19 protein-coding genes and 2 pseudogenes are annotated in these 23,763 nt (G+C 68.9%); 9 read left to right on the top strand and 12 right to left on the bottom strand.

The genetic code is table 11. The annotated features are described in order from the left end of the window. Entirely contained in the window at positions 1–900 is a 900-nt protein-coding gene (locus tag PGN14_RS08080; RefSeq protein WP_335298970.1) for a tyrosine recombinase XerC, read from the bottom strand. 131 nt (positions 901–1,031) lie between these two features. Here PGN14_RS08080 and PGN14_RS08085 point away from each other — a divergent pair, with 131 nt between their 5' ends. Beyond that, entirely contained in the window at positions 1,032–2,417 is a 1,386-nt protein-coding gene (locus PGN14_RS08085; protein ID WP_335298972.1) for a diguanylate cyclase domain-containing protein, read from the top strand. 55 nt (positions 2,418–2,472) lie between these two features. Further along, entirely contained in the window at positions 2,473–4,644 is a 2,172-nt protein-coding gene (locus PGN14_RS08090; RefSeq protein WP_335298973.1) for a primosomal protein N', read from the top strand. A 10-nt stretch (positions 4,645–4,654) separates the two neighbouring features. Here PGN14_RS08090 and PGN14_RS08095 read toward each other — a convergent pair whose 3' ends face one another. From PGN14_RS08095 to PGN14_RS08125, 7 genes are all read right to left on the bottom strand, one after another. Beyond that, positions 4,655–5,113, bottom strand: coding sequence for a GNAT family N-acetyltransferase (locus PGN14_RS08095; RefSeq protein ID WP_335298974.1), 459 nt, complete (start codon positions 5,111–5,113; stop codon positions 4,655–4,657). A gap of 38 nt (positions 5,114–5,151) precedes the next feature. Next, entirely contained in the window at positions 5,152–5,406 is a 255-nt protein-coding gene (locus PGN14_RS08100; RefSeq protein WP_335299197.1) for an ATP synthase F1 subunit epsilon, read from the bottom strand. 131 nt (positions 5,407–5,537) lie between these two features. Next, positions 5,538–7,013, bottom strand: a complete 1,476-nt coding sequence (gene atpD / locus PGN14_RS08105) for a F0F1 ATP synthase subunit beta (protein ID WP_335298975.1) — start codon at positions 7,011–7,013, stop codon at positions 5,538–5,540. A 91-nt stretch (positions 7,014–7,104) separates the two neighbouring features. Continuing rightward, a complete protein-coding gene (locus PGN14_RS08110) occupies positions 7,105–7,983 on the bottom strand; it encodes a F0F1 ATP synthase subunit gamma (protein ID WP_335298976.1) in 879 nt (292 codons plus the stop codon). Positions 7,984–8,121: 138 nt separating this feature from the next. After that, a complete protein-coding gene (gene atpA / locus PGN14_RS08115; RefSeq protein ID WP_335298977.1) occupies positions 8,122–9,651 on the bottom strand; it encodes a F0F1 ATP synthase subunit alpha in 1,530 nt (509 codons plus the stop codon). Positions 9,652–9,656: 5 nt separating this feature from the next. Further along, a complete protein-coding gene (locus PGN14_RS08120; RefSeq protein WP_335298979.1) occupies positions 9,657–10,226 on the bottom strand; it encodes a F0F1 ATP synthase subunit delta in 570 nt (189 codons plus the stop codon). A 148-nt stretch (positions 10,227–10,374) separates the two neighbouring features. Continuing rightward, entirely contained in the window at positions 10,375–11,160 is a 786-nt protein-coding gene (locus PGN14_RS08125) for an enoyl-CoA hydratase (RefSeq protein ID WP_335298981.1), read from the bottom strand. A gap of 71 nt (positions 11,161–11,231) precedes the next feature. Here PGN14_RS08125 and PGN14_RS08130 point away from each other — a divergent pair. From PGN14_RS08130 to PGN14_RS08145, 4 genes and pseudogenes are all read left to right on the top strand, one after another. Beyond that, a pseudogene (locus PGN14_RS08130) lies at positions 11,232–11,408 on the top strand (Ada metal-binding domain-containing protein); the annotation flags it as partial. A 239-nt stretch (positions 11,409–11,647) separates the two neighbouring features. Further along, positions 11,648–12,043 carry a hypothetical protein gene (locus PGN14_RS08135; protein ID WP_335299209.1) on the top strand — a complete coding sequence of 132 codons (396 nt, stop codon included), beginning with the start codon at positions 11,648–11,650 and terminating at the stop codon, positions 12,041–12,043. Positions 12,044–12,118: 75 nt separating this feature from the next. After that, positions 12,119–13,681: a CpaF family protein gene (locus PGN14_RS08140; protein ID WP_335298982.1), complete on the top strand. Its 1,563-nt coding sequence runs from the start codon at positions 12,119–12,121 to the stop codon at positions 13,679–13,681. 165 nt (positions 13,682–13,846) lie between these two features. Then, on the top strand, positions 13,847–15,016 hold the full coding sequence (locus PGN14_RS08145; RefSeq protein WP_335298984.1) for an aspartyl protease family protein: 1,170 nt from the start codon (positions 13,847–13,849) through the stop codon (positions 15,014–15,016). A 7-nt stretch (positions 15,017–15,023) separates the two neighbouring features. Here PGN14_RS08145 and PGN14_RS08150 read toward each other — a convergent pair whose 3' ends face one another. Beyond that, positions 15,024–15,218, bottom strand: a complete 195-nt coding sequence (locus tag PGN14_RS08150) for a hypothetical protein (protein WP_335298986.1) — start codon at positions 15,216–15,218, stop codon at positions 15,024–15,026. A 45-nt stretch (positions 15,219–15,263) separates the two neighbouring features. On the opposite strand from PGN14_RS08150, the gene PGN14_RS08155 reads away from it, so the two are divergent. Then, positions 15,264–16,073, top strand: coding sequence for a class I SAM-dependent methyltransferase (locus tag PGN14_RS08155; RefSeq protein WP_335298988.1), 810 nt, complete (start codon positions 15,264–15,266; stop codon positions 16,071–16,073). Positions 16,074–16,270: 197 nt separating this feature from the next. Here PGN14_RS08155 and phaR read toward each other — a convergent pair whose 3' ends face one another. After that, positions 16,271–16,837 carry a polyhydroxyalkanoate synthesis repressor PhaR gene (gene phaR / locus PGN14_RS08160; RefSeq protein WP_335298990.1) on the bottom strand — a complete coding sequence of 189 codons (567 nt, stop codon included), beginning with the start codon at positions 16,835–16,837 and terminating at the stop codon, positions 16,271–16,273. Between the two features lie 92 nt (positions 16,838–16,929). On the opposite strand from phaR, the gene PGN14_RS08165 reads away from it, so the two are divergent. Then, entirely contained in the window at positions 16,930–17,913 is a 984-nt protein-coding gene (locus PGN14_RS08165) for an alpha/beta fold hydrolase (protein WP_335298992.1), read from the top strand. A 206-nt stretch (positions 17,914–18,119) separates the two neighbouring features. Then, a complete protein-coding gene (locus tag PGN14_RS08170; RefSeq protein ID WP_335298994.1) occupies positions 18,120–20,996 on the top strand; it encodes a TonB-dependent receptor domain-containing protein in 2,877 nt (958 codons plus the stop codon). 58 nt (positions 20,997–21,054) lie between these two features. On the opposite strand, the pseudogene alr reads toward PGN14_RS08170, so the two are convergent. Then, positions 21,055–22,114, bottom strand: a pseudogene (gene alr, locus PGN14_RS08175) (alanine racemase). A gap of 28 nt (positions 22,115–22,142) precedes the next feature. Further along, positions 22,143–23,741, bottom strand: a complete 1,599-nt coding sequence (locus PGN14_RS08180; RefSeq protein ID WP_335298995.1) for an MFS transporter — start codon at positions 23,739–23,741, stop codon at positions 22,143–22,145. Between the last annotated feature and the right edge of the window lie 22 nt (positions 23,742–23,763).

A 23,763-nucleotide genomic window follows, 5' to 3' on the forward strand; every position in this document is an offset into this window, starting at 1 on the left:
TCACCCGCGCGGATGCGCGGCGCGATAGACGTCGAGCAGATGCGCCGCATCCACCGCGGTATAGACCTGCGTCGAACTCAGGCTGGCGTGCCCCAGCAGCTCCTGCAACGCGCGCAGGTCCGCCCCGCGCCCCAGCAGGTGCGTCGCGAAACTGTGCCGCAGCGCGTGCGGTGTGGTGCGTTCCGACAGCCCCAGCCGGGAACGCGCCGCGCGCACCTTCACCCGCACCACCCCGGCGGACAGCGCACCGCCCTTCACCCCGCGGAACAGCGCCGCGTCGCGCGCGATCGGCCACGGCACCGATCGCGCATAATCCTCCACCGCCGCGCGCACCGCGGGCAGCAGCGGCACGACGCGCGTTTTGTCGCGCTTGCCCGTGACGCTCATCGTCTCGCCCAGCGGCAGCACCGCCCCCGTCAGCCCCAGCGCCTCGCCGATGCGCAGCCCCGCGCCGTACAGCAGCAGCAGCACCGCCCAGTCGCGCGCCGCGACCCAAGGCTCGTCGCTGTCCTCCGCCACCTCGCTCGCCAGTGCCACCGCGTCCGCGGGCAATACCGGGCGCGGCACCCCCGCCTTGACCCGCGGCCCCTTCAGCCGCGGCGCGGCGCCGGCGCCGTTCGCCCAGTCCAGGAACCCGCGCACCGCCGACAGCTCGCGCGCCGCGGACGCATTGGTCAGCCCGCCGCCCCGCCGCTGCGCCAGATAGGCGCGCAGGTCCGCCGCCTCGACGCCCGCCAGCACCGCGCGGTCGACGGGTCGCCCGAAATGCACCGTCAGGAACGCGACCAGCCGCTCCGCCGTCGTCCGATAGGCGCGTACCGTATGCGCCGATCGCCGCCGGTCGCGCGCCAGATGGACCGACCATTGCACGGCGATGGGAAGCGGCTCGACGGAATCCATCCCGTCTTTTCAATCAACTCGCCGCTTCGGCAAAGCAAAATTAAGCAACCTGCGGCTATATCGGACGGATGGAACAAGCGTCGCTTAACGACCGATTTGAGGATGAGGCTGAACGGCTCGCCGCGCTACGCGTGCTTGCCCTGCTGGATGCCGAACCGCAGCAGGAATTCAACGCCCTGGTCGCGCTCGCGTCGCGCGTTATCGGCTGCCCCACCGCGCTCATCAACATGGTCGACCGTGATCGTATCTGGATCACCGCCACCACCGCGGACGGCCCGCGCGAGATCCGGCGCGACGTCGCCTTTTGCGATCGCACCGTCCGCACCGACACGACGATCGTAATCGACGACCTGACGCAGGACGCCGAATATGCCGGCAACCCGCTGGTCACGGAGCAGGGCGCGCGCTTCTACGCGGGTGCGCCGCTCCACGTCGACGGCGACGACGGCCACCGCCACGCGGTCGGCACGCTGTGCGTGATCGACGACACGCCGCGCACCCTGGACGCCGCCGGGCGCGACACATTGCTCCACCTCGCCACGCTGGCGGAGACGCTGCTCGCCTCGCGCCGCGCGACGGTGCGCGCGGTCGCCATCGCCACCCAGTCGGAGGAGCTGCTGGCCGAGCTGGCACGCCGCGACAGCATCTCGCGCCAGACCGAACAGATCGCGATGATCGGCTCGTGGCGGCTGTCGATGACGGATCATTCGCTGACCTGGTCGGACAACGTCTTCCGCATCCACGGCCTGCCGCACGGCCAGTTGCCGCCGCTCCACAAGGCGATCGACTTCTACCCGGTGGGGACGCGCCCGCAGGTCAAGCGGATCCTCGACGACGCGCTGCGCCGCGCCCAGCCGTTCGACTTCGAGAGCGATTTCCACGCCGCCGACGGCAGCGTCCGCCGCGTCCGTTCGATCGGCGAGCCGGAGCTGGTCGACGGCCGCGTCGTGGCGATCGTCGGCGTGTTCATGGACATGACCGATCGCTACGCGCTGGAACAGCAGCTGCGCCGCTCGGCGGACACCGATGCGCTTACCGGACTCGCCAATCGCGCCGCCTTCGACCGCACGCTGGAAGGCGCGATGGATCGTGCGCGCCATGACGGTGGCACGCTGCTGCTGGCGCTGGTCGACCTCGACGGGTTCAAGGCGATCAACGACACGCTGGGGCATGACGCCGGGGACGAGGTGCTGCGCCTGACCGGCGCCGCGCTGGCCGAGCCGTGGCTGGCCGGTGTCTTCGCCGCGCGGATCGGCGGCGACGAGTTCGCGCTGGTGATCGAGGACGAGGCGCTCGCCGCCGATATCGACGGCTTGCGGGAGCGGATCGAATCCGCGCTGCGCGTCTCGGTGGAGTCGGAAGGCGTGACGATGGCGAGCGGCGGTTCGGTCGGCATCGCGCGCTTCGACGCCGGCTGCACCTCGCTGCGCGAATTCGCGCGCCGGGCGGATACGATGCTGTACGCGATGAAGCGTACCCGCGTCGGCCATCGCGCCCCGGACCGCCGCGCCGCCTGACCGCGCCGCGGATCGCGTCTTCCCGCCGACTCGCACAGGCCCCATATGGGCCGCGATGTCGTCCCGCGCCCGTGTCCTCGTCCTCAATGCCGCGCTCGGCCCGCTCGACTATCGCGTGCCGCACGGCATGGCGGTGGAGCCGGGATCGATCGTCGTCGCGCCGCTCGGCCCGCGCCAGTTGACCGGCGTGGTGTGGGAGGCGGAGCGGATGCCGTCCGATGCGGAGGTCGGCGACAACCGGCTGCGCAACCTGATGGCGGTCGCCGACGCACCGCCGCTGCGCGCGCCCTTGCGCCGACTGGTGGAATGGACCGCGGATTATTATCTCGCGCCCCCCGCCGCCGTCGTCCGCATGGCGTTGTCCTCCAGCGCCGCGCTGGAGGGGTCACGCACCGCGATCGAATATCGCGCCACCGGCCACGTCCCCGACCGTCTCACCCCGCAACGCGCGCAGGCATTGGAGCGGATCGGCGACCGGCAGGGGCTGATCCGCGAACTGGCCACGATCGCCGACGTCAGCGACGCGGTGATCCGCGGACTGGTGAAGGCCGGCGCGATCGAGGCGGTCGAGGTGGCGATCGACACACCCTATCCGCTTCCCGACCCCGCTTATGCCCCGCCGGTGCTGTCCGACGACCAGCGCGCCGCCGCCACGACCCTGTCCGACGCGGTGGAGGCCGCCGCGTTCCGCACCATCCTGCTCGACGGCGTCACCGGATCGGGCAAGACCGAGGTCTATTTCGAGGCGGTGGCGGCCGCGATCCGTGCCGGGCGGCAGATATTGGTCCTCCTTCCCGAGATCGCGCTGACCGAACCGTTCCTGAAGCGCTTCCACGATCGCTTCGGCTGCGAGCCGGTCGCCTGGCACTCCGGCCTGCGCGCCACCCAGCGCCGCCGCGCGTGGCGCGCGATCGCGAGCGGGGAGGCGCGCGTGACGGTCGGCGCGCGCTCCGCGCTGTTCCTCCCCTATGCGAACCTCGGCCTGATCGTCGTCGACGAGGCGCACGAGACCAGCTTCAAGCAGGAGGACGGCGTCCATTATCACGCCCGCGACGTGGCGGTGATGCGCGCGCTGTTCGAGGGTTGCCCGACGATCCTCGCGTCCGCCACCCCCGCGATCGAGACGCGGCATCAGGTAGCACTCGGCAATTACGCCGAGGTGCGCCTGCCCGGCCGCTTCGGCGCCGCCGAGATGCCGACGATCGAGGCGATCGACCTGATCGCCGAACCGCCCGAGCGCGGCCGCTGGCTCAGCCCGCGGCTCGTCGCCGCGCTTGGCGAGACGCTGGAGCGTGGCGAGCAGTCGCTGCTGTTCCTCAACCGCCGCGGCTATGCCCCGCTCACCTTGTGCCGCACCTGCGGACATCGTTTCCAATGCCCCCATTGCACGGCGTGGATGGTCGAGCATCGCCTGACGCGCCGCCTCGCCTGCCACCATTGCGGGCATGTCGAGCCGGTGCCGCGGCTGTGCCCGGAATGCCGGAACGAGGATACGCTGGTCGCCTGCGGCCCCGGCGTGGAGCGGATCGCCGACGAGGTCGCGGCGCTGTTCCCGGAGGCGCGCACCGCCGTCGTCACCTCCGACACCATCTGGTCCCCCGCCAGGGCGGCGGAGTTCGTGGCGCGGATGGAGGCGGGCGCGATCGACATCGTCGTCGGCACGCAATTGGTGACCAAGGGCTATCACTTCCCCAACCTGACGCTGGTCGGCGTGGTCGACGCCGACCTGGGCCTCGACGGCGGCGATCTGCGCGCGGCGGAACGCACCTTCCAGCAGATCCGCCAGGTATCGGGTCGCGCCGGTCGCGGCGAGAAGCCGGGTCATGTCTTCATCCAGACCCACAGCCCCCGTGCGCAGGTGATGCAGGCACTGGTCACGGGCGACGCGGAGGCGTTCTACGCCGCGGAGACGGAGGCTCGGCAGGACGCCGGCGCGCCGCCGTTCGGCCGCTATGCCGCGATCATCGTCTCCTCGGAGGAGCAGCCCGCCGCGCTGGAAACCGCGCGCCTCATCGGCCGCGCCGTGCCGCGCGTCGACGGCATGGAGGTCTATGGCCCCGCTCCCGCCCCGCTGGCGATGCTGCGCGGGCGCCACCGCTATCGCCTGCTGGTCCATGCGCGCCGCGCGCTCGATGTGCAGGACGTGATCCGCGACTGGCTCGGCGCGCTCGACTGGCCGGCCAAGGTGCGCGTGGCGGTCGACGTGGATCCGTACAGCTTCCTGTAACGGCGCCGCGTCAGATCATCTGACGGTAGACGATGAAGCCGGACTTTTCGGCCAGCCGATCGTACAGCCGCATCGCGGTGGCGTTGGTTTCGTGCGTCAGCCAATAGACGCCAGGGATGCCGGCGCCGCGCGCATGGTCGTATATCGCTTCGATCAGCGCGCGACCGACGCCCTGCCCGCGCGCCTTGGCGCTGGTGAACAGATCCTGGAGATACAGGCTGGGCGCGATCGATGTCGTGCTCCGATGAAGCAGACAATGTACCAGGCCGACCAGGCGACCCTCGTGCTCCGCGACGAACGCCCGCATCGGTTCATAGGGGTCGAAGAACCGCGCCCATGTCGTCGCGGTGATCTCGGGTGCGAGCGCCGTCTCGCCGGCACGGCCGTAGAAGGCGTTATAGCCATCCCATAGTGGCAGCCATTGATCATGATCGCCGGGACGCGCTTCACGAACGATCGTCCCCGTCATGACGGCAGCCCCCCTGACGTGCGGAATATCCGTTGCGATCAGCCCGCGTGCTCGGCCAGCACCGTCAGCCCGTTGGCGTTCACCTCGGCGAAGCCGCCGCGGATCGCGATCGTCTCGGGCGCGGCATTCTCCGACTTCTGCACCAGCACGTTGCCGTCGCGGATCGTCGACATGAAAGGCGCATGCCCCTCCAGCACCGCGAAATCGCCGTCGGTGCCGGGGACGGTGACCATGAAGACCTCGTCGCTGCGGACCAGGCGTTCGGGCGTGACGAGTTCGAAGTGCAGCATGATATTACCGTTTTCTCCCTCTCCCCTCCGGGGAGAGGGTCGGGGTGAGGGGTGGGTGTCTCACCGAGCAAGGCGCTTGTGGCAGCCCCTCACCCAACCCTCTCCCCAACGGGGAGAGGGCTAAGAACGGACGCTTACGCCTCCTGCGCCAGCTTCTCGGCCTTGGCGACCGCTTCGTCGATCCCGCCGACCATGTAGAAGGCGGCTTCCGGCAGGTGGTCGTACTCGCCGTTCACCACCGCCTTGAAGCTGCGGATGGTGTCGTCGAGCTGGACGAACTTGCCCGGGATGTTGGTGAACACCTCGGCGACGTGGAACGGCTGCGACAGGAAGCGCTGGATCTTGCGCGCGCGGCTGACGGTCAGCTTGTCCTCTTCGGACAGCTCGTCCATCCCCAGGATGGCGATGATGTCCTGCAGCGACTTGTACTTCTGCAACGTCGCCTGCACCGCACGTGCCGTCTCGTAATGGTCCTGACCCACCGTGCGCGGCTCCAGCACGCGGCTGGTCGAGTCGAGCGGATCGACCGCCGGGTAGATGCCCAGCTCGGAGATCGCGCGGTTCAGCACGGTCGTCGCGTCAAGGTGCGCGAACGACGTCGCCGGCGCCGGATCGGTGAGGTCGTCCGCGGGGACGTACACCGCCTGCACCGAGGTGATCGACCCCTTGTTGGTCGAGGTGATGCGCTCCTGCAACGCGCCCATGTCGGTCGACAGCGTCGGCTGATAGCCCACCGCCGACGGGATACGCCCCAGCAGCGCCGACACTTCCGCGCCCGCCTGCGTGAAGCGGAAGATGTTGTCGACGAAGAACAGCACGTCCTGCCCTTCCTGGTCGCGGAAATATTCCGCAATGGCGAGGCCCGACAGCGCCACACGCGCACGCGCGCCCGGCGGCTCGTTCATCTGGCCATAGACCAGCGCGACCTTCGACCCCTCGCTGATGGCATGGCCATCGGCGTCCTTGGCGATGACGCCCGCGTCGAGGAACTCATGGTACAGATCGTTGCCCTCACGGGTCCGCTCGCCCACGCCCGCAAACACCGAGGTGCCGCCATGGCCCTTGGCGATGTTGTTGATCAGCTCCTGGATCAGCACCGTCTTGCCGACGCCCGCGCCGCCGAACAGGCCGATCTTGCCGCCCTTCGCATAGGGTGCCAGCAGGTCGATGACCTTGATGCCCGTCACCAGGATCGCGCTCTCGGTCGACTGGTCGATGAAGTCCGGCGCCTTGGCGTGGATCGGACCGCGCAGGTCGGTCGCGATCGGACCGCGCTCGTCGATCGGCTCGCCGATGACGTTCATGATGCGCCCCAGCGTCGCCGGACCGACCGGCATCTGGATTTGCGCGCCGGTGTCGGTCACGTTCTGCCCACGGGTCAGACCCTCGGTCGAGTCCATCGCGATCGTGCGGACGGTGTTCTCGCCCAGATGCTGCGCGACCTCCAGCACCAGCCGCTGGCCGTTGTTGTCGGTCTCCAGCGCGGAGAGGATCGCGGGCAGGTGGTTGTCGAACTGCACGTCGACGACCGCGCCGATCACCTGGCTGATGCGGCCCACATTGTTGCTGCCCGAAACGGTCGGGCGGATGTCTTCAGCGGCGGTGGCCATTTCTTCTTCCTTCTTGTTCCCCGGCGAAGGCCGGGGTCCAGCATCGGGACCTGCGTAACTGGGCCCCGGCCTTCGCCGGGGAACTTCCTTCTTACAGCGCCTCCGCGCCCGAGATGATCTCGACCAGCTCGGTCGTGATCGCCGCTTGGCGCGCGCGGTTGTACTGGATGCTCAACCGCTTGATCATGTCGCCCGCGTTGCGCGTCGCATTGTCCATCGCGGTCATGCGGCTGCCCTGCTCCGACGCGGCATTCTCCAGCATCGCACGGAAGATCTGGATCGCGACGTTGCGCGGCAGCAGATCGTTCAGGATCGCTTCCTCGCTCGGCTCATATTCCACCGTCGCATCGCCGCTATTGGCCAGCTTCGGCTCGCTGCTCGCGGGAATCGCGACCGGGATGATCTGCGGCCCGACCGGCTCCTGCACCAGCGCCGACTGGAAGCGGGCGTAGAACAGGTGCGCGACGTCGAACTCGCCCGCCTCGTAGCGGCGGATCAGGTCGTCCGCGATCTCCTTGGCGGCGTCGAACGACGCGGTCTTGAGCGTCGACAGATCGTGATCGGCCATGACGCCGGTCGGATAGAAGCGGCGCAGCACGCGCCCCTTCTTGCCCGCCAGATAGAAACGCACGGTCTTGCCCTGCGCCTCCAGCTCCTCCGCCTTGCGGCGCGCGGCACGGACGATGTTGGTGTTGAACGCACCCGCCAGGCCACGCTCCGAGGTGGCGACCACCAACAGGTGGACCTGGTCCTTGCCGGTCCCCGCCATCAGCGGCGACGCGCCGACACCGACGTTCTTCGCCAGGCTGGCGACCACCGCCTCCAGCCGCTCGGCATAGGGACGCCCGGCGACCGCCGCCTCCTGCGCGCGGCGCAGCTTCGCGGCGGCGACCATCTTCATCGCCTTGGTGATCTTCTGCGTCGACTTCACCGAGCCGATGCGGATCTTGAGGGCCTTGAGACTTGCCATTTGGATCCTTCTTCTCCCTCTCCCCGCCGGGGAGAGGGCCGGGGTGAGGGGCCGGTGCCTCGCAGAGAGGTAGCTCTCGGTGAGACACCCTCCCCCTCACCCAACCCTCTCCCCACGGGGGAGAGGGCTATATGCCCCTTACGCGAACGTCTTCGCGAACTCGTCCAGCGCCGCCTTCAGCTTCGCCTCGGTGTCCTTGCCCAGCTCGCGCGTGTCGCGGATCGCCGCCAGCACGCCAGCGTGCTTGTCGCGCAGGAACGCCAGCATCGCCGCTTCGTAGCGGTTGACGTCGGCGACCGGCACGCTGTCGATATAGCCGTTGGTGCCGGCATAGATCGACGCGGTCTGCTCCTCGAACGGCATGGGCGAGAACTGCGGCTGCTTCAGCAGCTCGGTCAGGCGCGCACCGCGGTTCAGCAGGCGCTGCGTCGAGGCGTCGAGGTCGGAGCCGAACTGCGCAAACGCCGCCATCTCGCGATATTGCGCCAGCTCCAGCTTGATCGAGCCGGACACCTTCTTCATCGCCTTGGTCTGTGCAGCACCGCCGACGCGGCTGACCGACAGGCCGACGTTGATCGCCGGGCGGATGCCCGCGAAGAACAGATCGGTTTCGAGGAAGATCTGGCCGTCGGTGATCGAGATCACGTTGGTCGGAATATACGCCGACACGTCGCCCGCCTGCGTCTCGATGATCGGCAGCGCGGTCAGCGAGCCGGAGCCATTGTCCTCGTTCATCTTCGCCGCGCGCTCCAGCAGGCGCGAGTGGAGATAGAACACGTCGCCCGGATACGCCTCGCGGCCCGGCGGACGGCGCAGCAGCAGCGACATCTGGCGATAGGCGACCGCCTGCTTCGACAGATCGTCATAGACGATGACCGCATGCATGCCGTTGTCGCGGAAATACTCGCCCATCGCGCAGCCGGTATAGGGCGCGAGGAACTGCAGCGGCGCCGGCTCCGACGCGGTCGCGGCGACGACGATGGAATATTCCATCGCGCCATTCTCTTCCAGCTGGCGCACGATCTGCGCCACGGTCGAGCGCTTCTGGCCGACCGCAACATAGATGCAGTACAGCTTCTTGCCCTCGTCGTCGCCCGCGTTGACCTGCTTCTGGTTGATGAAGGTGTCGAGCGCGACCGCGGTCTTGCCGGTCTGGCGGTCGCCGATGATCAGCTCGCGCTGGCCACGGCCGACCGGCACCAGCGCGTCGATCGCCTTCAGGCCCGTCTGCACCGGCTCATGCACCGACTTGCGCGGGATGATGCCGGGCGCCTTCACCTCGACGCGGCTGCGCTTCTCGGCGACGATCGGACCCTTGCCGTCGATCGGGTTGCCCAGACCATCGACCACGCGGCCCAGCAGGCCACGGCCGACCGGCACGTCCACGATCGTGCCGGTGCGCTTGACGGTGTCTCCTTCCTTGATCTCCGCGTCGGAGCCGAAGATCACGACGCCGACATTGTCGGCCTCCAGGTTCAGCGCCATGCCCTGCACGCCATTGGCGAACTCGACCATCTCGCCGGCCTGGACGTTGTCGAGGCCATAGATGCGGGCGATGCCGTCGCCGACCGACAGCACCTGACCGGTTTCGGAAACCTGGGCCTCGGTGCCGAAATTGGCGATCTGGTCCTTGATGACCTTCGAGATTTCTGCGGCGCGAATGTCCATTGTCTTCAGCCCTTCATCGCGCTGGCAAGCGCATTCAAACGGGTACGGATCGACGAATCGATCATCTGGGAACCGATGCGGACGACCAGCCCGCCCAGGATCTCGGGATCGACCGACAGGTCGACCGACACCTCGCGCCCGACGCGGCGACGCAGCTGCTGCTTCAGCTCGTCGACCTGCTCGGGCGACAGCGGATGCGCGCTGGTGACCTCGGCCGTCGTCTCGCCGCGATGGCGCGCGGCCAGCTGGCGAAACGCGCGGATCACCGCGGGCAGCTGCGCCAGCCGGCGGTTTTCCGCCAGTACGCCCAGGAAGCTCTTCGTCGTCGCGTCGACGCCCAGCTGGTCGGCGGTGGCCAGCACCGCCTTCACCGCCGCACCGCGTGCGATCACCGGCGAGGTGGTCACCTCGCGGAAGTCGCTCGATTCGGCCAGCGCATCGCGCACCGCCGCCAGGCTCTGCTCGACGCGGTCGACCGCCTTCGCCTCGACCGCCAGGTCGAACAGCGCGCTGGCATAGCGACCGCCCAGGCTCGCCTGGATGCTGCTGCCTTGATTACCGCTGGAACTCTCCACGCGATTCACTTTCCTCGCATCATACCCAAGGGGTGTCGGCCCATGCGAAAGGATGGCGCATGGGACACGCGCCTCGCTTGGGATGGCGGGCGCGTAGCAAAGGCCATCCGGGGATGCAACCGCAGCGCTGATTCCATTCGGATGCCGTTCATTGAGCACGCCCCCGCGCCTGCACCGCCGCACGGCGCGCCTCGACCGATTCGGGCGTCACCTGCCGGTTGGCCTGCGACGAGCGGCGATGCTCCAGCGCCATCCCCTCGCCGAACGGCAGCGCATAACCGTCGTCGATCAGTCTTTTGTAGCCCGCGATGAAGGCCGCATCGGCCGAGGCGATGTCCGCCGCCAGCTTTCGCGCCACACTCAGCAATTCGCCGGGTTCGACCACGCGATTGACCAATCCCCAGCGTTCCGCGGTCGCGGCATCCAGGAAGTTGCCCGACAGCGACAGCTCCTTCGCGCGCGAGGGACCGATCATCCGCGACAGCTTCTGGCTCAAGCCCCAGCCCGGCATCACCCCGACGCGCGCATGCGTATCGGCGAAGCGCGCGTTGCTCGACGCGATCAATATGTCGCACGCCAGCGCCACCTCGAACCCGCCGGTGATCGCGACGCCGTTGATCGCGCCGATCACCGGCTTGCGACAGGTTTCGATCGCCTTGACCGGATTCTCGTCCGCGCCCTCCGCATTGGCGGCGCCCAGCGCGCCCGGTCGCGATCCCAGCTCCTTCAGGTCCAACCCGGCGGTGAAGGCGCGCTCCCCCGCCCCGGTTAGCACGACGCAGCGCACGTCGTCGTCGCCGTCCAGCGCGGTCATCACCCGGTATAATTGCGCGCGCAGCGCGATCGACAGCGCGTTCATCGCCTGCGGCCGGTTCAGCGTCACCACCGCCACGCCGTCGTCATGGCGCTCCACCAATACCGGATCGTCCGTCATTCGCCTCTCCCGTCCGTTTTGAGCGCAAGCCGCGGGATGCCGGCGCCATACGGAGCGCTTACATGAGCGTCATGCCCGATACCATCGCCGACACCGCTGACATCGATCCGGATCAGGCGTGGCGCGCCTTCGAGCGCCGCGACCGCGCCTATGACGGCCGCTTCGTCGTCGCGGTGCGCACCACCGGCATCTATTGCAAGCCGAGTTGCGCCGCGCGTCGCCCCGCACGCGCGAGCGTGGAGATGCTGCGCGATCCCGCCGCCGCCCGTGCGCGCGGCTATCGCGCCTGCCGCCGCTGCCTGCCCGATGCCGCCGCGCGCGACCGTGCCGCGGTGATCGCAGCGGCGGAGGCGATCATGGCCAGCGACACCGCGCTGCCGCTCGCCACGCTGGCGGCGCACGCCGGCTACGCCCCGCACCATTTCCATCGCCTGTTCGTCCGCGCCACCGGCGCCACACCGCCGCCTTCGCGCGCCACCTGCGCGCCGTGCGCGCCGCCGACGCGCTCGCGCGCGAACCCAGCGTCACCGACGCGATCTACGCCGCCGGCTATGCCGCCCCCAGCCGCTTCTATGCCGAGGCGGAGCGCGTCGCACTGTCCCCCGCGGCCCGCGCGCGCGGCGGGGCGGGCGCGACGATACGCTGGACGATCGCGCCGACCGCGCTCGGCCCGCTGCTCCTCGCCGCCACCGATGCCGGCCCGGTCCACGCCGCCTTCGACGAGGACGCGCGCGATTTGGCACGCCGCTTCCCCGCCGCCACGATCGTCCCGGGCGCGGTGTCGCGCGACGTGGTCGCCGCGGCCGAGGCGGTGCCGCGCGACGCCACCCTGCCCCGCATCATCCTGCGCATCGCCTTCCTCGCCTTCCTGGACGGACAATGATCGGGGATGGTTAGACAAATGGTAATCCTTCTCGCTTAGCCCGTCGCCCGAACCCATGAAGGGACGGGACAGTCGATGAGCGCGTTCGGGCGTCGCAACAACGGGATGGCGGGCGGCAGCGGCAGCGCGCGGGGCGGCGGCTTTGGCGTGGCGCGCCCGATGCAGGGCGGCGGCTTTCAGGGCGGCGGCTTCCAGCGCAACGACGGCGGCGCGATGCCGGGCGAGCAATTCCCCCCGCTCGACACGCTGACCGTGGCGGATGCCGACGCGATCGACATCGGCAACACCACGCCCCAGTCGCAGATCGACGCGATGCAGCGCCTGTCGGACCGTCAGAACGCCAGCGGCGAGGCCGGCAACAGCCGCGTCGAGGGGTTCGAGGCGTCGATCCACAAGATCAAGGAGCAGGTACTCCCCCGCCTGCTGGAGCGCGTCGATCCCGAGGCCGCGGCGACGCTGGGCAAGGACGAGCTGGCGGAGGAATTCCGCCCGATCATCGGCGAGGTGCTCGCCGAGCTGAAGCTGACGCTGAACCGCCGCGAGCAGTTCGCGCTGGAAAAGGTGCTGGTCGACGAGCTGCTCGGCCTCGGCCCGCTCGAGGAGTTGCTGGCGGACGCCGACATCTCCGACATCATGGTCAACGGCCCCGACCAGACCTTCGTCGAGCGCAAGGGCAAGCTGGAGCTGGCGCAGATCGCGTTCCGCGACGAGGAGCATCTGTTCCAGATCGCGCAGCGCATCTGCAACTCGGTCGGCCGCCGCGTCGACCAGACCACGCCGCTCGCCGACGCGCGGCTGAAGGACGGCAGCCGCGTCAACGTCATCGTGCCGCCGCTCTCCTTGCGCGGCACCGCCATCTCGATCCGCAAATTCTCCGCCAAGCCGATCACGCTCGACATGATGGCCGGCTTCGGCAGCATGTCGCAGAAGATGGCGACCGCGCTGAAGATCGCGGGCGCGTGCCGCTTCAACGTCGTCATCTCGGGCGGCACCGGCTCGGGCAAGACGACGATGCTCAACGCCTTGTCGAAGATGATCGACCCCGGCGAGCGCGTGCTGACGATCGAGGACGCGGCGGAACTGCGTTTGCAACAGCCGCACTGGCTGCCGCTGGAAACGCGCCCCGCCAATCTGGAGGGTCAGGGCGAGATCAGCATCCGCGACCTCGTGAAGAACGCGCTGCGTATGCGCCCGGACCGCATCATCCTGGGCGAAATCCGCGGCAGCGAGTGTTTCGACATGCTCGCCGCGATGAACACCGGCCACGACGGCTCGATGTGTACGCTCCACTCCAACTCTCCGCGCGAGGCGCTGGCGCGCATGGAGAACATGGTGATGATGTCGGACATCAAGGTGCCCAAGGAAGCGATCAGCCGCCAGATCGCCGATTCGGTCGACATGATCATCCAGGTGAAGCGCCTGCGCGACGGCAGCCGCCGCGTGACCAACATCACCGAGGTGATCGGGATGGAAGGCCCGGTGATCGTGACGCAGGAATTGTTCAAGTTCGAATATCTGGACGAGAGCGCCGACGGCAAGATCATCGGCGAATACCGCTCGATGGGCCTGCGCCCCTACACGCTCGACAAGGCCAAGCAGTTCGGCTTCGACCAGGCGTATCTGGAGGCGTGCCTGTAGGCGGGGCGTCCCTTCGTCACCCACCGTCTCGTCACCCCGGGCTCGACCCGGGGTCCATCGTTCCGCACACGCCTCGGCACCAGCACGCGCGGAACCCTGGATGCCGGACCAACTCCGGCACGACACCCTTCACCCCCGGTCATCAAACCCGCTACACCCGCCCGCGTGATCCTCGCCCTCCTCCTCGCCGCCGCCGTCCCCGCGACCGCGCATCGCGCCGCGCCGGTGGCGACGCTCGCCCTCGACAGCGAGGAGCGCTGGGTTCCCTTCGAGCTCACCCCCGGCAACCAGATCCGCTTCGCGATGACGTTGGACGACCGCCCCGTCATCGCGATCCTCGACACCGGAGTCAGCGTCTCGGTGCTGTCGCGCGACTATGCGACGCGCAACCGCGTCCCCGTCCGTCAGGAAGGGCGCGCCGACGTCATCGGCGGCTCGCTCGACGTCGGGCGCGCCGATACCCGCTCGCTGGTCATCGGCGGGCTCACCCGGCGGGGCGGCGGGCTGGTGGTGGCGGACCTGCCTGCCTCCGCCACGCGCGCGGGCAGCGGCGACCGCACCGGCGTCGACCTGCTCGTCGGGCGCGACCTGACCGCCGCCTGGGCGCTCGACATCGACTATCAGGCGCGACGCTTCCGCCTGCTGCGCAGCGGCCGCCTGCCGTTCACCGGCGCCAGTGCCCCGCTGACCATCGCCCCCGACCGCCAGCTGTACATGAGCGCGCTGACGATCGGCGGAAGGCACATCGCGCCCGTCGTGGTCGATACCGGCGACGGCGCCGCGGTGACGCTGTCCGCCCCGGCCTGGCGCGATGCGCGGCTGGGGCCGCCCGCGACCACCGCCATCTCCTATGGCCTCGCCGGCGCGGTCGAGAGCGACCTGTCGGTGGTCCCGCAACTCGCACTGGGCGGCGCGACCACGCGCGATATCGAGGTGCGGATGGAACCGGCCGGCGGCTTTTCCGACACGATCGGCGTTGCCGGGCGGATCGGGTCGGGGCTGTTGCAGCGCTTTCGCGTCCTGCTCGATCCGGGTGCCGGGCACCTGCTGCTGCGCGCGCTGCCCCCCGTGCCGCCGGAACGCTCGACCAGCGGGCTGCTCCTGGCCTTCACCGGCGACCGGCTGTCGGTGCTCCATGTCATGCGTGGCGGCCCGGCCGCCGCCGCGGGCTGGCGCGTCGACGAGGCGATCTGCGCGGTAGACGGCGCGCCCGTCACGCGCGCGTGGCTCGCGACGCCCGCCGCGCGCTGGACGACGGCGGCGCCGGGCACGACGGTGTCGCTGCGGATGTGCGACGGTGCCGACCGAACGCTGACGCTACGTCGCTTCTACTGACCCCGCATCACCCCTTCACCGCCAGCCACGCCAGCACCGCGAGCGCGATCAGCGCCGCCATCTGCACCGTCGTCCAGTCGACCCAGCCGACCGCATCGGCATCGGCCCGTCGCCGCCGCCGCGAGTCGCGCCATCCGGCCAGCACCGCGACCACCGCCGCCAGCACCGCGCCCGATGCCAGCAGGACTTGCGCGTCGCTCATCGCTGCTCCAGCCTCATGCCATCACCCCCCTGGAGTTCCGCGCCCATGTCGCTTTCCCGTCCGCTGCCCGCCGCCGCCATCGCCGCGGCGCTCATCGGCACCGCCGCGCTGGTCCACGCCGCACCCAAATCCCACTCGGCCGCCGATCCCGCCGTCGCCCGCGCCATCGCCGCGCCCGACCGCAGCGCGGCCGAACGGGCGCGCGACCGCTATCGCCACCCGGCCGAGACGCTCGCCTTCTTCGGCGTCACCCCGGCGTCGAAGGTGGTGGAATTCTCCCCCGGCGGCGGCTGGTACAGCATCATCCTGGCGCGCGTGCCCGCGGGCACGGGCAGCTATACCGCGCTCGTCACGCCCAAGGGCGCGGATGCGGCGCGCACGATGCTCGCCGACAGGAAGCTGACCGGCACCGTCGCCACGATCGACCCCGCCACCGGCACCACCGACGTGCCCGCCAACAGCCAGGACGTGGTCCTCACCTTCCGCAACATCCACAATCTGACGATGGGCGGCGGCGACACCGCGGCCCATGCGTTCAAGGCATGGTACGCCATGCTGCGCCCGGGCGGTACGTTGGGCATCGTCGAGCATCGCCTGCCCGAGGCGAGCGACGTCGCGAAGGAGCGGGACAGCGGCTATCTGAAGGTCTCCACCGTCCGCCGCCTCGCCGAAGCGGCCGGGTTCAAGCTCGCCGGCAGCAGCGACGTCAACGCCAATCCGAAGGACACGCACGATCATCCCAAGGGCGTGTGGACCCTGCCCCCCACCTATTCGCTGGGCGATCAGGACCGCGCGAAATACGCCGCGATCGGCGAAAGCGACCGCATGACGCTGCGCTTCGTCAAGCCACGGTAGGCTCGTCGCCGTGCCGGCGTCACCGCGGACGTGATCGCGGGGTTGTCCCCCCTTGTTCCCCGGCGCAGGCCGGGGTCCAGTAACGGTCGGCTCGTAAGATACGGAAACCGCTCGCGACTGGACCTCGGCCTGCGCCGGGGGACAAGCGAGGTTTCGCAACGGTGTCGACTGGCCCGCGGCAACGCGCGCGGCCAGCGTCACTCGCCCAGCTTGTCGACCTTGTCGCGCAACCGGGCGAGTTCCGCCTTCAGCGATGCGATTTCGCTGTCCTTGCTGCCGCCCGACGCCGTCGGCGTCGACGGTGCGGCATTGCCCGGCGCGGCCGCCTTGAACGCAGTCGCCGCAGCCTCGAACATCGCCATATTGTGCTTCGCCAGCTCGGCGAACGGCGAGCCGGCGAACGCGCCCTCCACCGCCGTCTTGAACTGAGCCTGGTTGTGGCGGAAGCTGTTCATCGACGCATCCAGATAGTCCGGCACCATCGCCTGCATCGAATCGCCGTACAGCGCGATCAGCTGGCGCAGGAAATTCACCGGCAGCATCGTCTGCCCGCGGCTTTCCTCCTCCATGATGATCTGCGTCAAAACGTTGTGCGTGATATCCTCGTCGGTCTTGGCATCGACGACCCGGAACTCGCGCCCCTCGCGCGTCATCGCCGCCAGATGCTCCAGCGTGATGTAGGAGGAGCTTTCGGTGTTATAGAGCCGGCGATTGGCGTATTTCTTGATGACCACCGCACCGTCGCCGTTCGGCTGTTTCTTCATCGCGCGAGTTCCCCATGACCGATCATCCATGCGGTATCGCACAAAATTCCGCGTCGCAACACGGCCCCCGTCCGCTACCGCTGTTCCTCGATATGCTGCGCAGCGAAACCGCAGCATCGCCCGACCGCGCCGCCGCCGCGCTGGCCGGGCTGCGCCGCTATCAGGAGGCACCGCGCACCCGCCGCCGTCCCAAACCGGCACGCATCCGCAAGGGTGCGGCGCGATTGCGCGACCATGGCGGCACCGGACCCACGCTGGTGTTCGTGCCCTCGCTCATCAACCCGCCGTTCGTGCTGGATCTGGCGCCCGGCCGGTCGCTGGTCGAGCATGCGGCGCAGGCCGGCTTCCACGCCTGGCTGGTCGACTGGGGCACGCCGCGTCCGCAGGATGCCGGGCTCGACCTCGCCGGCCATGTCGCGGAACGGCTGGTGCCGATGCTGCGAAAGCTCGACGGGCCGGTGCTGCTGGTCGGCTATTGCCTCGGCGGCACGCTCGCGCTCGCCGCCGCGGCGTTGCTGGAGGATCGGGTCGCCGGCGTCGCCACGATCGCCGCGCCGTGGCGCTTCGCCGGCTATGGCGACGCCGCGCGCGCGGCGATGGCCTCGCTGTGGGCGCAGGTGGAGCCGGCCTGCCGCGCGATGGGGGTGCTGCCAATGGAGGTGCTCCAGACCGCCTTCTGGCGCCTCGACCCCGCACGCACGGTCGCCAAGTACGAGGCGTTCGCCATCGCCGACGATGACGCCGCGCGCCTGTTCGTCGCGCTGGAGGACTGGGCCAATGCCGGCGCGCCCCTCACCTATGCCGCCGGCGCGGAGATGTTCGACGCGCTGCTGGCAGAGGACCGCCCCGGCACCGGCACCTGGCAGGTCGCGGGCCGCACGATCGATCCGCTGGCGCTGCGCTGTCCGACGGTCGAGTTCGTCTCGCTCAGCGACCGCATCGTGCCCGCCGCAACCGCAATCGAGCTGCCCGATCGCCGCGACCTGGGGGCGGGCCATGTCGGCATGATCGTCGGCGGGCGGGCGCGCGAACAGCTGTGGAATCCGCTGTTGGACTGGCTGGCAGCGGCAAAATAGCAACGGAAATATCTAAATATTTCAAATCATTTCTATTTTCGTTACCGGATTGCAACACTCTTTCCGGAAATTGTCACATTCGCTGCCGACGCTCTTGCCAAGCGGGGCGCGAAACCTGTCTTTCCGATGAACGGCATCCCGCCATTCATCGAGGGTCTGATGAAATTGAACATCCTTTTGGCGCTTCGGCGCTCATGGGCACGCTCGTGCTCGCTCCCCACGCATCGGCGCAGTCGCAGGACGACACCGCATTGCCCGCCGCACAGGCCGGCACGCCAGACGATATCGTCGTCACTGGTTCGCGCATCGCGCGTCCTGATCTCACGGGATCGGTTCCGGTGGCGGTCGTGGGCGCCGCGGATATCCAGGCGGACGCCGCACTGAACATCCAGGACACGCTGAACCAGCTGCCGCAATTCGGCGTGGGTACCAGCCGCACCAACTCCAACTTCAACACCTCGGGCAACGGCACCGCGACGCTCAACCTCCGGTCGCTCGGCAACAACCGGACGCTCACGCTGGTCAACGGGCGCCGCTACGTCGCGGGCTTTGCAGGCCAGTCGACGGTCGACGTCAACAACATCCCGACCGACTTCATCCAGCGTATCGACGTCGTCACCGGCGGCGCCTCCTCGGTCTATGGGTCCGACGCGATCGCGGGCGTCGTCAACTTCATCATGCGCGACAGCTTCGACGGCGTGCAGCTGCGCGCCCAGTCCGGCGTGACGGAACAGGGCGACAACGGCCGCTATCTCGTGACGCTGACGGGCGGCAGCACGCTTGCCGATGGTCGCTGGAAGATGATCGGCAACCTCACCTACGATCGCGATCAGGGGCTGCGCTCCAACGCGCGCGCGCGCTCGGCGGAGGATTGCGGCACGCCGCTCGGCAATGCGGCCGGCATCATCTGCGGCCCGGCATCGTACAGCGTCTTCGGTCCGCAGGGGCAGTTCTATTACGACGTCCGCGGCACCGGCGCGACGCCGACGACCAACATCAATACGTCGAGCTTCAGTTTCGACGGTACGAACAACCTGATCTTCGGCACCGGACCGGGGTTCAACCGCAACGCGGAGCGCTTCATCAGCGTGCCGGTCGAGCGCTACATGGCCGCGTTCAACACCACGTTCGAGATCAGCCCGGCAGCGACGCTGTTCCTTGAAACGAATTACAACAAGGTGAAGTCGCGCTCCTCGCTCGAACCCTCGGCGATCAGCATCGGTTCGGCGCTGCCCAGCACCGACGTTACCTCGTCGATCGCGATCACCAACCCGTTCATTCCGGCACCGGTGCAGGCGATCATCGCGGCACGGAACAGCGATGCCGATCCGACGAACGACATCGTCGGCATCACCGCACGTCGCCGCTTCAACGAAGTGTTCGATCGCAGCAACGTCAACGACCGCGACACGCTGCGCTTCGCCGGCGGGATCCGGGGCGATGTCGGCGGTGGGTGGCGCTATGACGCCAGCTACGTCTTTGGCCGGTTCCAAGACTACACGGCCAGCGAAACGGCGATCAAGAGCCGCATCGCGGAGGCGCTCGACGTCGTTTCCGTGAACGGCCAGTTCGTGTGCCGCAGCGAGGCGGCGCGTGCGGCCGGCTGCCGCCCGCTGAACATCTTCGGCGCCAATTCGGCCAGCCCGGAGGCGTCGGCCTATGTCGTCTCTCCGATCCCGCGCAGCCTGCGCGTCGTCAACCAGCAGCATGTCGCCACGGTCAACCTGTCCGGCTCGCCCTTCTCGCTGTGGGCGGGCGACGTCGGCATCGCGGTCGGCGCCGAATATCGCAAGGAGAAGGCGTCGAGCGATAATGATGCACTGACCAACGCCGGCCTCAACATCGGCAACCTGACGCAGGATCTGGCCGGCGAGTTCGACGTCTGGGAAGCTTATGGCGAGGTCAACCTGCCGCTGATCCGCGACAGCTTCGTGAAATATCTGGGGTTGATCGGCGCAGTCCGCTACTCCGATTACTCGACGGTCGGCAGCGTCGTCAGCTGGAACGCCGGCGCCGAGTTCGAGCCGGTCGACGGGCTCAAGTTCCGCGGCGTCTATGCACGCGCCAATCGCGCGCCGAACGTCTCGGAGCTGTTCCAGGCCGCCAACGAAACGTTCGCGACGATCACCGACCCATGCAACGGCGTCACCGCGACGAACAATCCTGGCGTCAGTGCGACGTTCCCGGGTGGGTTCGGCGATGCCTGCCGTCGCCTTCCCGCGGTTCAGGCGGCGGTAGCCAACGGCGGAACGTTCAACTATTCGCTGGCGCAGCAGCAGGCGATCAACGGCTTCGTCGGCGGCAACCCCGGCCTGGCCGAGGAAACCGCGAACACCCTGACGCTGGGTGGCGTGCTCACGCCGCGCTTCCTGCCCGGGTTCAGCCTGACGGTCGACTATTACAACATCAAGCTGGACGGCGCGATCGCGACCCTGGGTCGCCAGTTCACCGTGCAGCAGTGCCTCCAGTCGAACGACCCGGTGTTCTGTTCGCAGGTCATCCGCGGCGCCGACGGCCGCATCGCGACGGTGAACGGGACGCTCATCAACGTCGCGCAGACGAAGACGGACGGTATCGACTTCCAGGCACGCTACGGCGCCGGCGTCTTCAACGGCGACCGCATCGACCTGTCGGTCTATTATACGATGCTGCTGCGCTACAAGACGCAGGCCAATCCCGCCGCTGCGGTGGTCGAGAACCGCGGCACGGCTGGGTCGGGTCTCCACAAGCATCGCGTGTTCGGCCGCCTGACCTATACGGTGGACGGCGGGTTCTCCGCCACCTGGCAGGCGAACTATCTGAGCCCGGCGGTGTCCAGCGTGACCTTCACGAACAGCAATGCGGCGATCGAGGCGCTGAACCGCATCCCGGCCTATTCGTACCATGATCTGCAGCTGCGCTGGGACGGCGGCACCGACAAGAAGTTCGGCTTCTACGTCGGCGTCGACAATATCTTCGACAAGCAGCCGCCGTACCTGCCGAACCCGCCGTTCTCCAACTCGATCACCGGCACGGAAACGCAGGCCGATGTCTATGACGTGTTCGGCCGCCGCTTCTACGCGGGCATCCGCGCGAAGTTCTGATCCAGCCGCCAGTCAGACAAGTCTCGGGGCCGCTTCCTTCGGAAGCGGCCCCTTTTCGTCATTCCCACACCCGCGCGAAGCGTTGGCCCAGGCCGGTCAGCAGTTCGTACTGGCTCATCCCGCTCGCCGCCGCGGCGCGGGGCAGGTCGGGGTCGAACGCCACCTCGTCGCCCTCCGCCACGTCCGCGCCGGTGACGTCCAGTGCCACCAGATCCATCGACACGCGCCCGATCACCGGCAGCAGCGCGTCGCCGGCCATCGCGCGCCCGCGATCGGAAAAGCCGCGCCAATAACCATCGGCATAGCCCAGGTTGACGATCGCCACCGCTGTGTCGCGGGGCGCGCGCCACGTCGCATTATACCCCACCGTCTCGCCGGCGCGCACCGTGCGGCGTTGCAGCACGTCCGCTGCGATCGTCGCGACCGGGCGGACGCGATCGGCCAGCGCGGCCACCGGCAACCCGCCGTACAGCGCCAGCCCCGGCCGCGTCAGATCGAAGGCATAATCGTGCCCCAGCGCGATCCCGGCCGAGTTGGCGAGGCTCATCCGCGCCGCCCGTGTCCGCCCGGCGAGCGCGGCGAACCGCATGCGCTGGCGATCGTTCAACGCGTGCCCGGGTTCGTCGGCACAGGCGAGATGGCTCAGCAGCGTATCGACCGCGACGCCGTCGAGCAGCCCCGCGGCGATGTCCTCCGCCGCGATGCCCAAGCGGTTCATCCCCGTGTCGACCATCACGTCGCACGCTCGCCCGCCGCCCGCCTCGCGCCAGCGCGCCACCTGCTGCGGGGTGTTGAGCACCGGGCGAACGTCGTCGGCACCGACCAGCGGCAGGTCGTCCGCGCGCACCCCGTGGAGCACCGACACGCGCGCGCCCAGCCCGGCGACCCCGGCCGCCTCGGCCCAGGTCGCGACGAACAGGTCGCGGCACCCCCGCCGCCACCAGCCGCGTCGCCACCGCCCGCGCGCCCAGTCCGTATCCATCCGCCTTCACCGCCGCACCACACGCCGCCGTGCCGCTCATCGCCGCCAGCGCGCGCCAGTTGGCGGTCAGCGTGTCGGAGGACAGGCGCAGGCGATGAGGGGAGCGATGAGGGGGGCGGTGGGGCGTATCGGACATGCCCCGCCGGTTAGCGCGTCATGCCGCCTCACGCCACCGCGGCACCCTCTCGATGCTCGCGCAGCCCTATAACCGTGACGACCAGCGCCAGCACCACCACCCACCAGGTGTACCACAGCCCGGCATAGGGATCGCCGGTCTTGGCGACGATATACTGGCTGATGAAGGGCAGGAATCCGCCGAAATAGCCGGTCCCGAGATGATAGGGGATCGACAGCGAGGAATAGCGGATCGCAGGCGGGAACATCTCGCTCAGCAGCGCCGCCACCGGGCCATAGGTGATCCCCGACAGCAGCGACATGGCGACGATCGCGACCAGGATCAGCGCGATGTTCGCCGCCGACGGCACCACCGGCGTCAGGTCGTAGCCCGCGCGCGTCAATGCCGCGTCCAGCCGCTCCGGGGTCGTCACCCGCTCGCCGCCCGACCCGATCGCGACATAGGTGTCGGGTGCCGCCGCGACCGAATAGGGCACGCCCTTCTTCGACAGATGGTCGAGCAGCTTGCCGCACGGCGTCGCCTGCGTCTTCTCGAACGGGCTGTAGGTGCACGCGGTGCCATAGACGACGACCGGCTGCGTCTCCGCCGCGCGCGCCAGCGCCGGATTGGCCGCGCTCCCCATCAGCCAGAAGATCGGGAACAGGAACACCAACGTCAGCACATAGCCGATCACGATCGGCTTCTTGCGCCCCACCTTGTCGGACAGATGCCCGAACAGCAGGAACCAGCCGACCCCCGCCGCCACGCCCACCCCGGTGATGACCTGCGCCAGCGTCTCCTGAACCCGCATCGTGGTTTGCAGGAACGACAGCACCGTGAACATCGCGGTGTACCAGATCACCGTCAGCCCCGCGGCGATGCCGAACAGCGCGACCACCATCCGCTTCAGATTGCCGGGATAGGTGAAGCTGGCCTTGATCGGGTTCGCCACCCGCTCGCCCGCGGCGCGCATCTTCTGGAACACGGGGCTTTCGGACAGCTTCAGGCGCATCCACAACGAGATCGCGAGCAGCACGATCGAGAAGACGAACGGCACGCGCCAGCCCCATGCCGACCACGCCTCCGCCGACATCATTGCTTTCACCAGCAGGATGACGGCGAGGCTCAGCAGGAAGCCGCCGACCACGCCCGCCTGGATGAAACTGGTGTAGAAGCCGGCGCGCTTCTTCGGCGAATGCTCCGCGACATAGATCGCCGCCCCGCCATATTCGCCGCCCAGCGCCAGCCCCTGCGCGACCCGCAGCAGCAGCACGATCGCGGGCGCAGCGAAGCCGATCGTCGCCGCCGCCGGGGTCAGTCCCACGCCCGCGGTGGCGATCCCCATCAGCGTGATCGTGACCAGGAAGGTGTATTTCCGTCCCAGCCGGTCGCCCAGATAGCCGAACAGCACCGCACCCAGCGGCCGAAACCCGAACCCCACCGCAAAGCCGGCCCAGGCGAGCAGCGTCTGCACCGTCTCGTTCCCCGCCGGGAAGAAGGCGCGCCCGATGATCCCGGACGCCGCCAGCGTGCCGTAGATAAAGAAATCGTACCATTCGAACACGGTGCCCAGCGCGGAGGCGGAGATCACCAGCTTGATGTCGGCGCCGCTCGGCTCGTCCAAATGCGTATCGCTGGCGGTCGCCATCTCTCTCCCCCGTGGCGCAGGT

Origin of the sequence: Sphingomonas adhaesiva (genome assembly GCF_036946305.1) — a bacterium.
GTDB classification, from domain to species: domain Bacteria; phylum Pseudomonadota; class Alphaproteobacteria; order Sphingomonadales; family Sphingomonadaceae; genus Sphingomonas; species Sphingomonas adhaesiva_B.

What these genes read in the sequence shown, in the direction of transcription:
- PGN14_RS08080 (WP_335298970.1), bottom strand. Translation starts at nt 900, where the DNA reads ATGGATTCCGTCGAGCCGCTTCCCATCGCCGTGCAATGGTCGGTCCAT.
- PGN14_RS08090 (WP_335298973.1), top strand. Translation starts at nt 2,473, where the DNA reads ATGTCGTCCCGCGCCCGTGTCCTCGTCCTCAATGCCGCGCTCGGCCCG.
- PGN14_RS08095 (WP_335298974.1), bottom strand. Translation starts at nt 5,113, where the DNA reads ATGACGGGGACGATCGTTCGTGAAGCGCGTCCCGGCGATCATGATCAA.
- atpD (WP_335298975.1), bottom strand. Translation starts at nt 7,013, where the DNA reads ATGGCCACCGCCGCTGAAGACATCCGCCCGACCGTTTCGGGCAGCAAC.
- PGN14_RS08110 (WP_335298976.1), bottom strand. Translation starts at nt 7,983, where the DNA reads ATGGCAAGTCTCAAGGCCCTCAAGATCCGCATCGGCTCGGTGAAGTCG.
- atpA (WP_335298977.1), bottom strand. Translation starts at nt 9,651, where the DNA reads ATGGACATTCGCGCCGCAGAAATCTCGAAGGTCATCAAGGACCAGATC.
- PGN14_RS08125 (WP_335298981.1), bottom strand. Translation starts at nt 11,160, where the DNA reads ATGACGGACGATCCGGTATTGGTGGAGCGCCATGACGACGGCGTGGCG.
- PGN14_RS08140 (WP_335298982.1), top strand. Translation starts at nt 12,119, where the DNA reads ATGAGCGCGTTCGGGCGTCGCAACAACGGGATGGCGGGCGGCAGCGGC.
- PGN14_RS08150 (WP_335298986.1), bottom strand. Translation starts at nt 15,218, where the DNA reads ATGAGCGACGCGCAAGTCCTGCTGGCATCGGGCGCGGTGCTGGCGGCG.
- PGN14_RS08155 (WP_335298988.1), top strand. Translation starts at nt 15,264, where the DNA reads ATGTCGCTTTCCCGTCCGCTGCCCGCCGCCGCCATCGCCGCGGCGCTC.
- phaR (WP_335298990.1), bottom strand. Translation starts at nt 16,837, where the DNA reads ATGAAGAAACAGCCGAACGGCGACGGTGCGGTGGTCATCAAGAAATAC.
- PGN14_RS08165 (WP_335298992.1), top strand. Translation starts at nt 16,930, where the DNA reads ATGCTGCGCAGCGAAACCGCAGCATCGCCCGACCGCGCCGCCGCCGCG.
- PGN14_RS08180 (WP_335298995.1), bottom strand. Translation starts at nt 23,741, where the DNA reads ATGGCGACCGCCAGCGATACGCATTTGGACGAGCCGAGCGGCGCCGAC.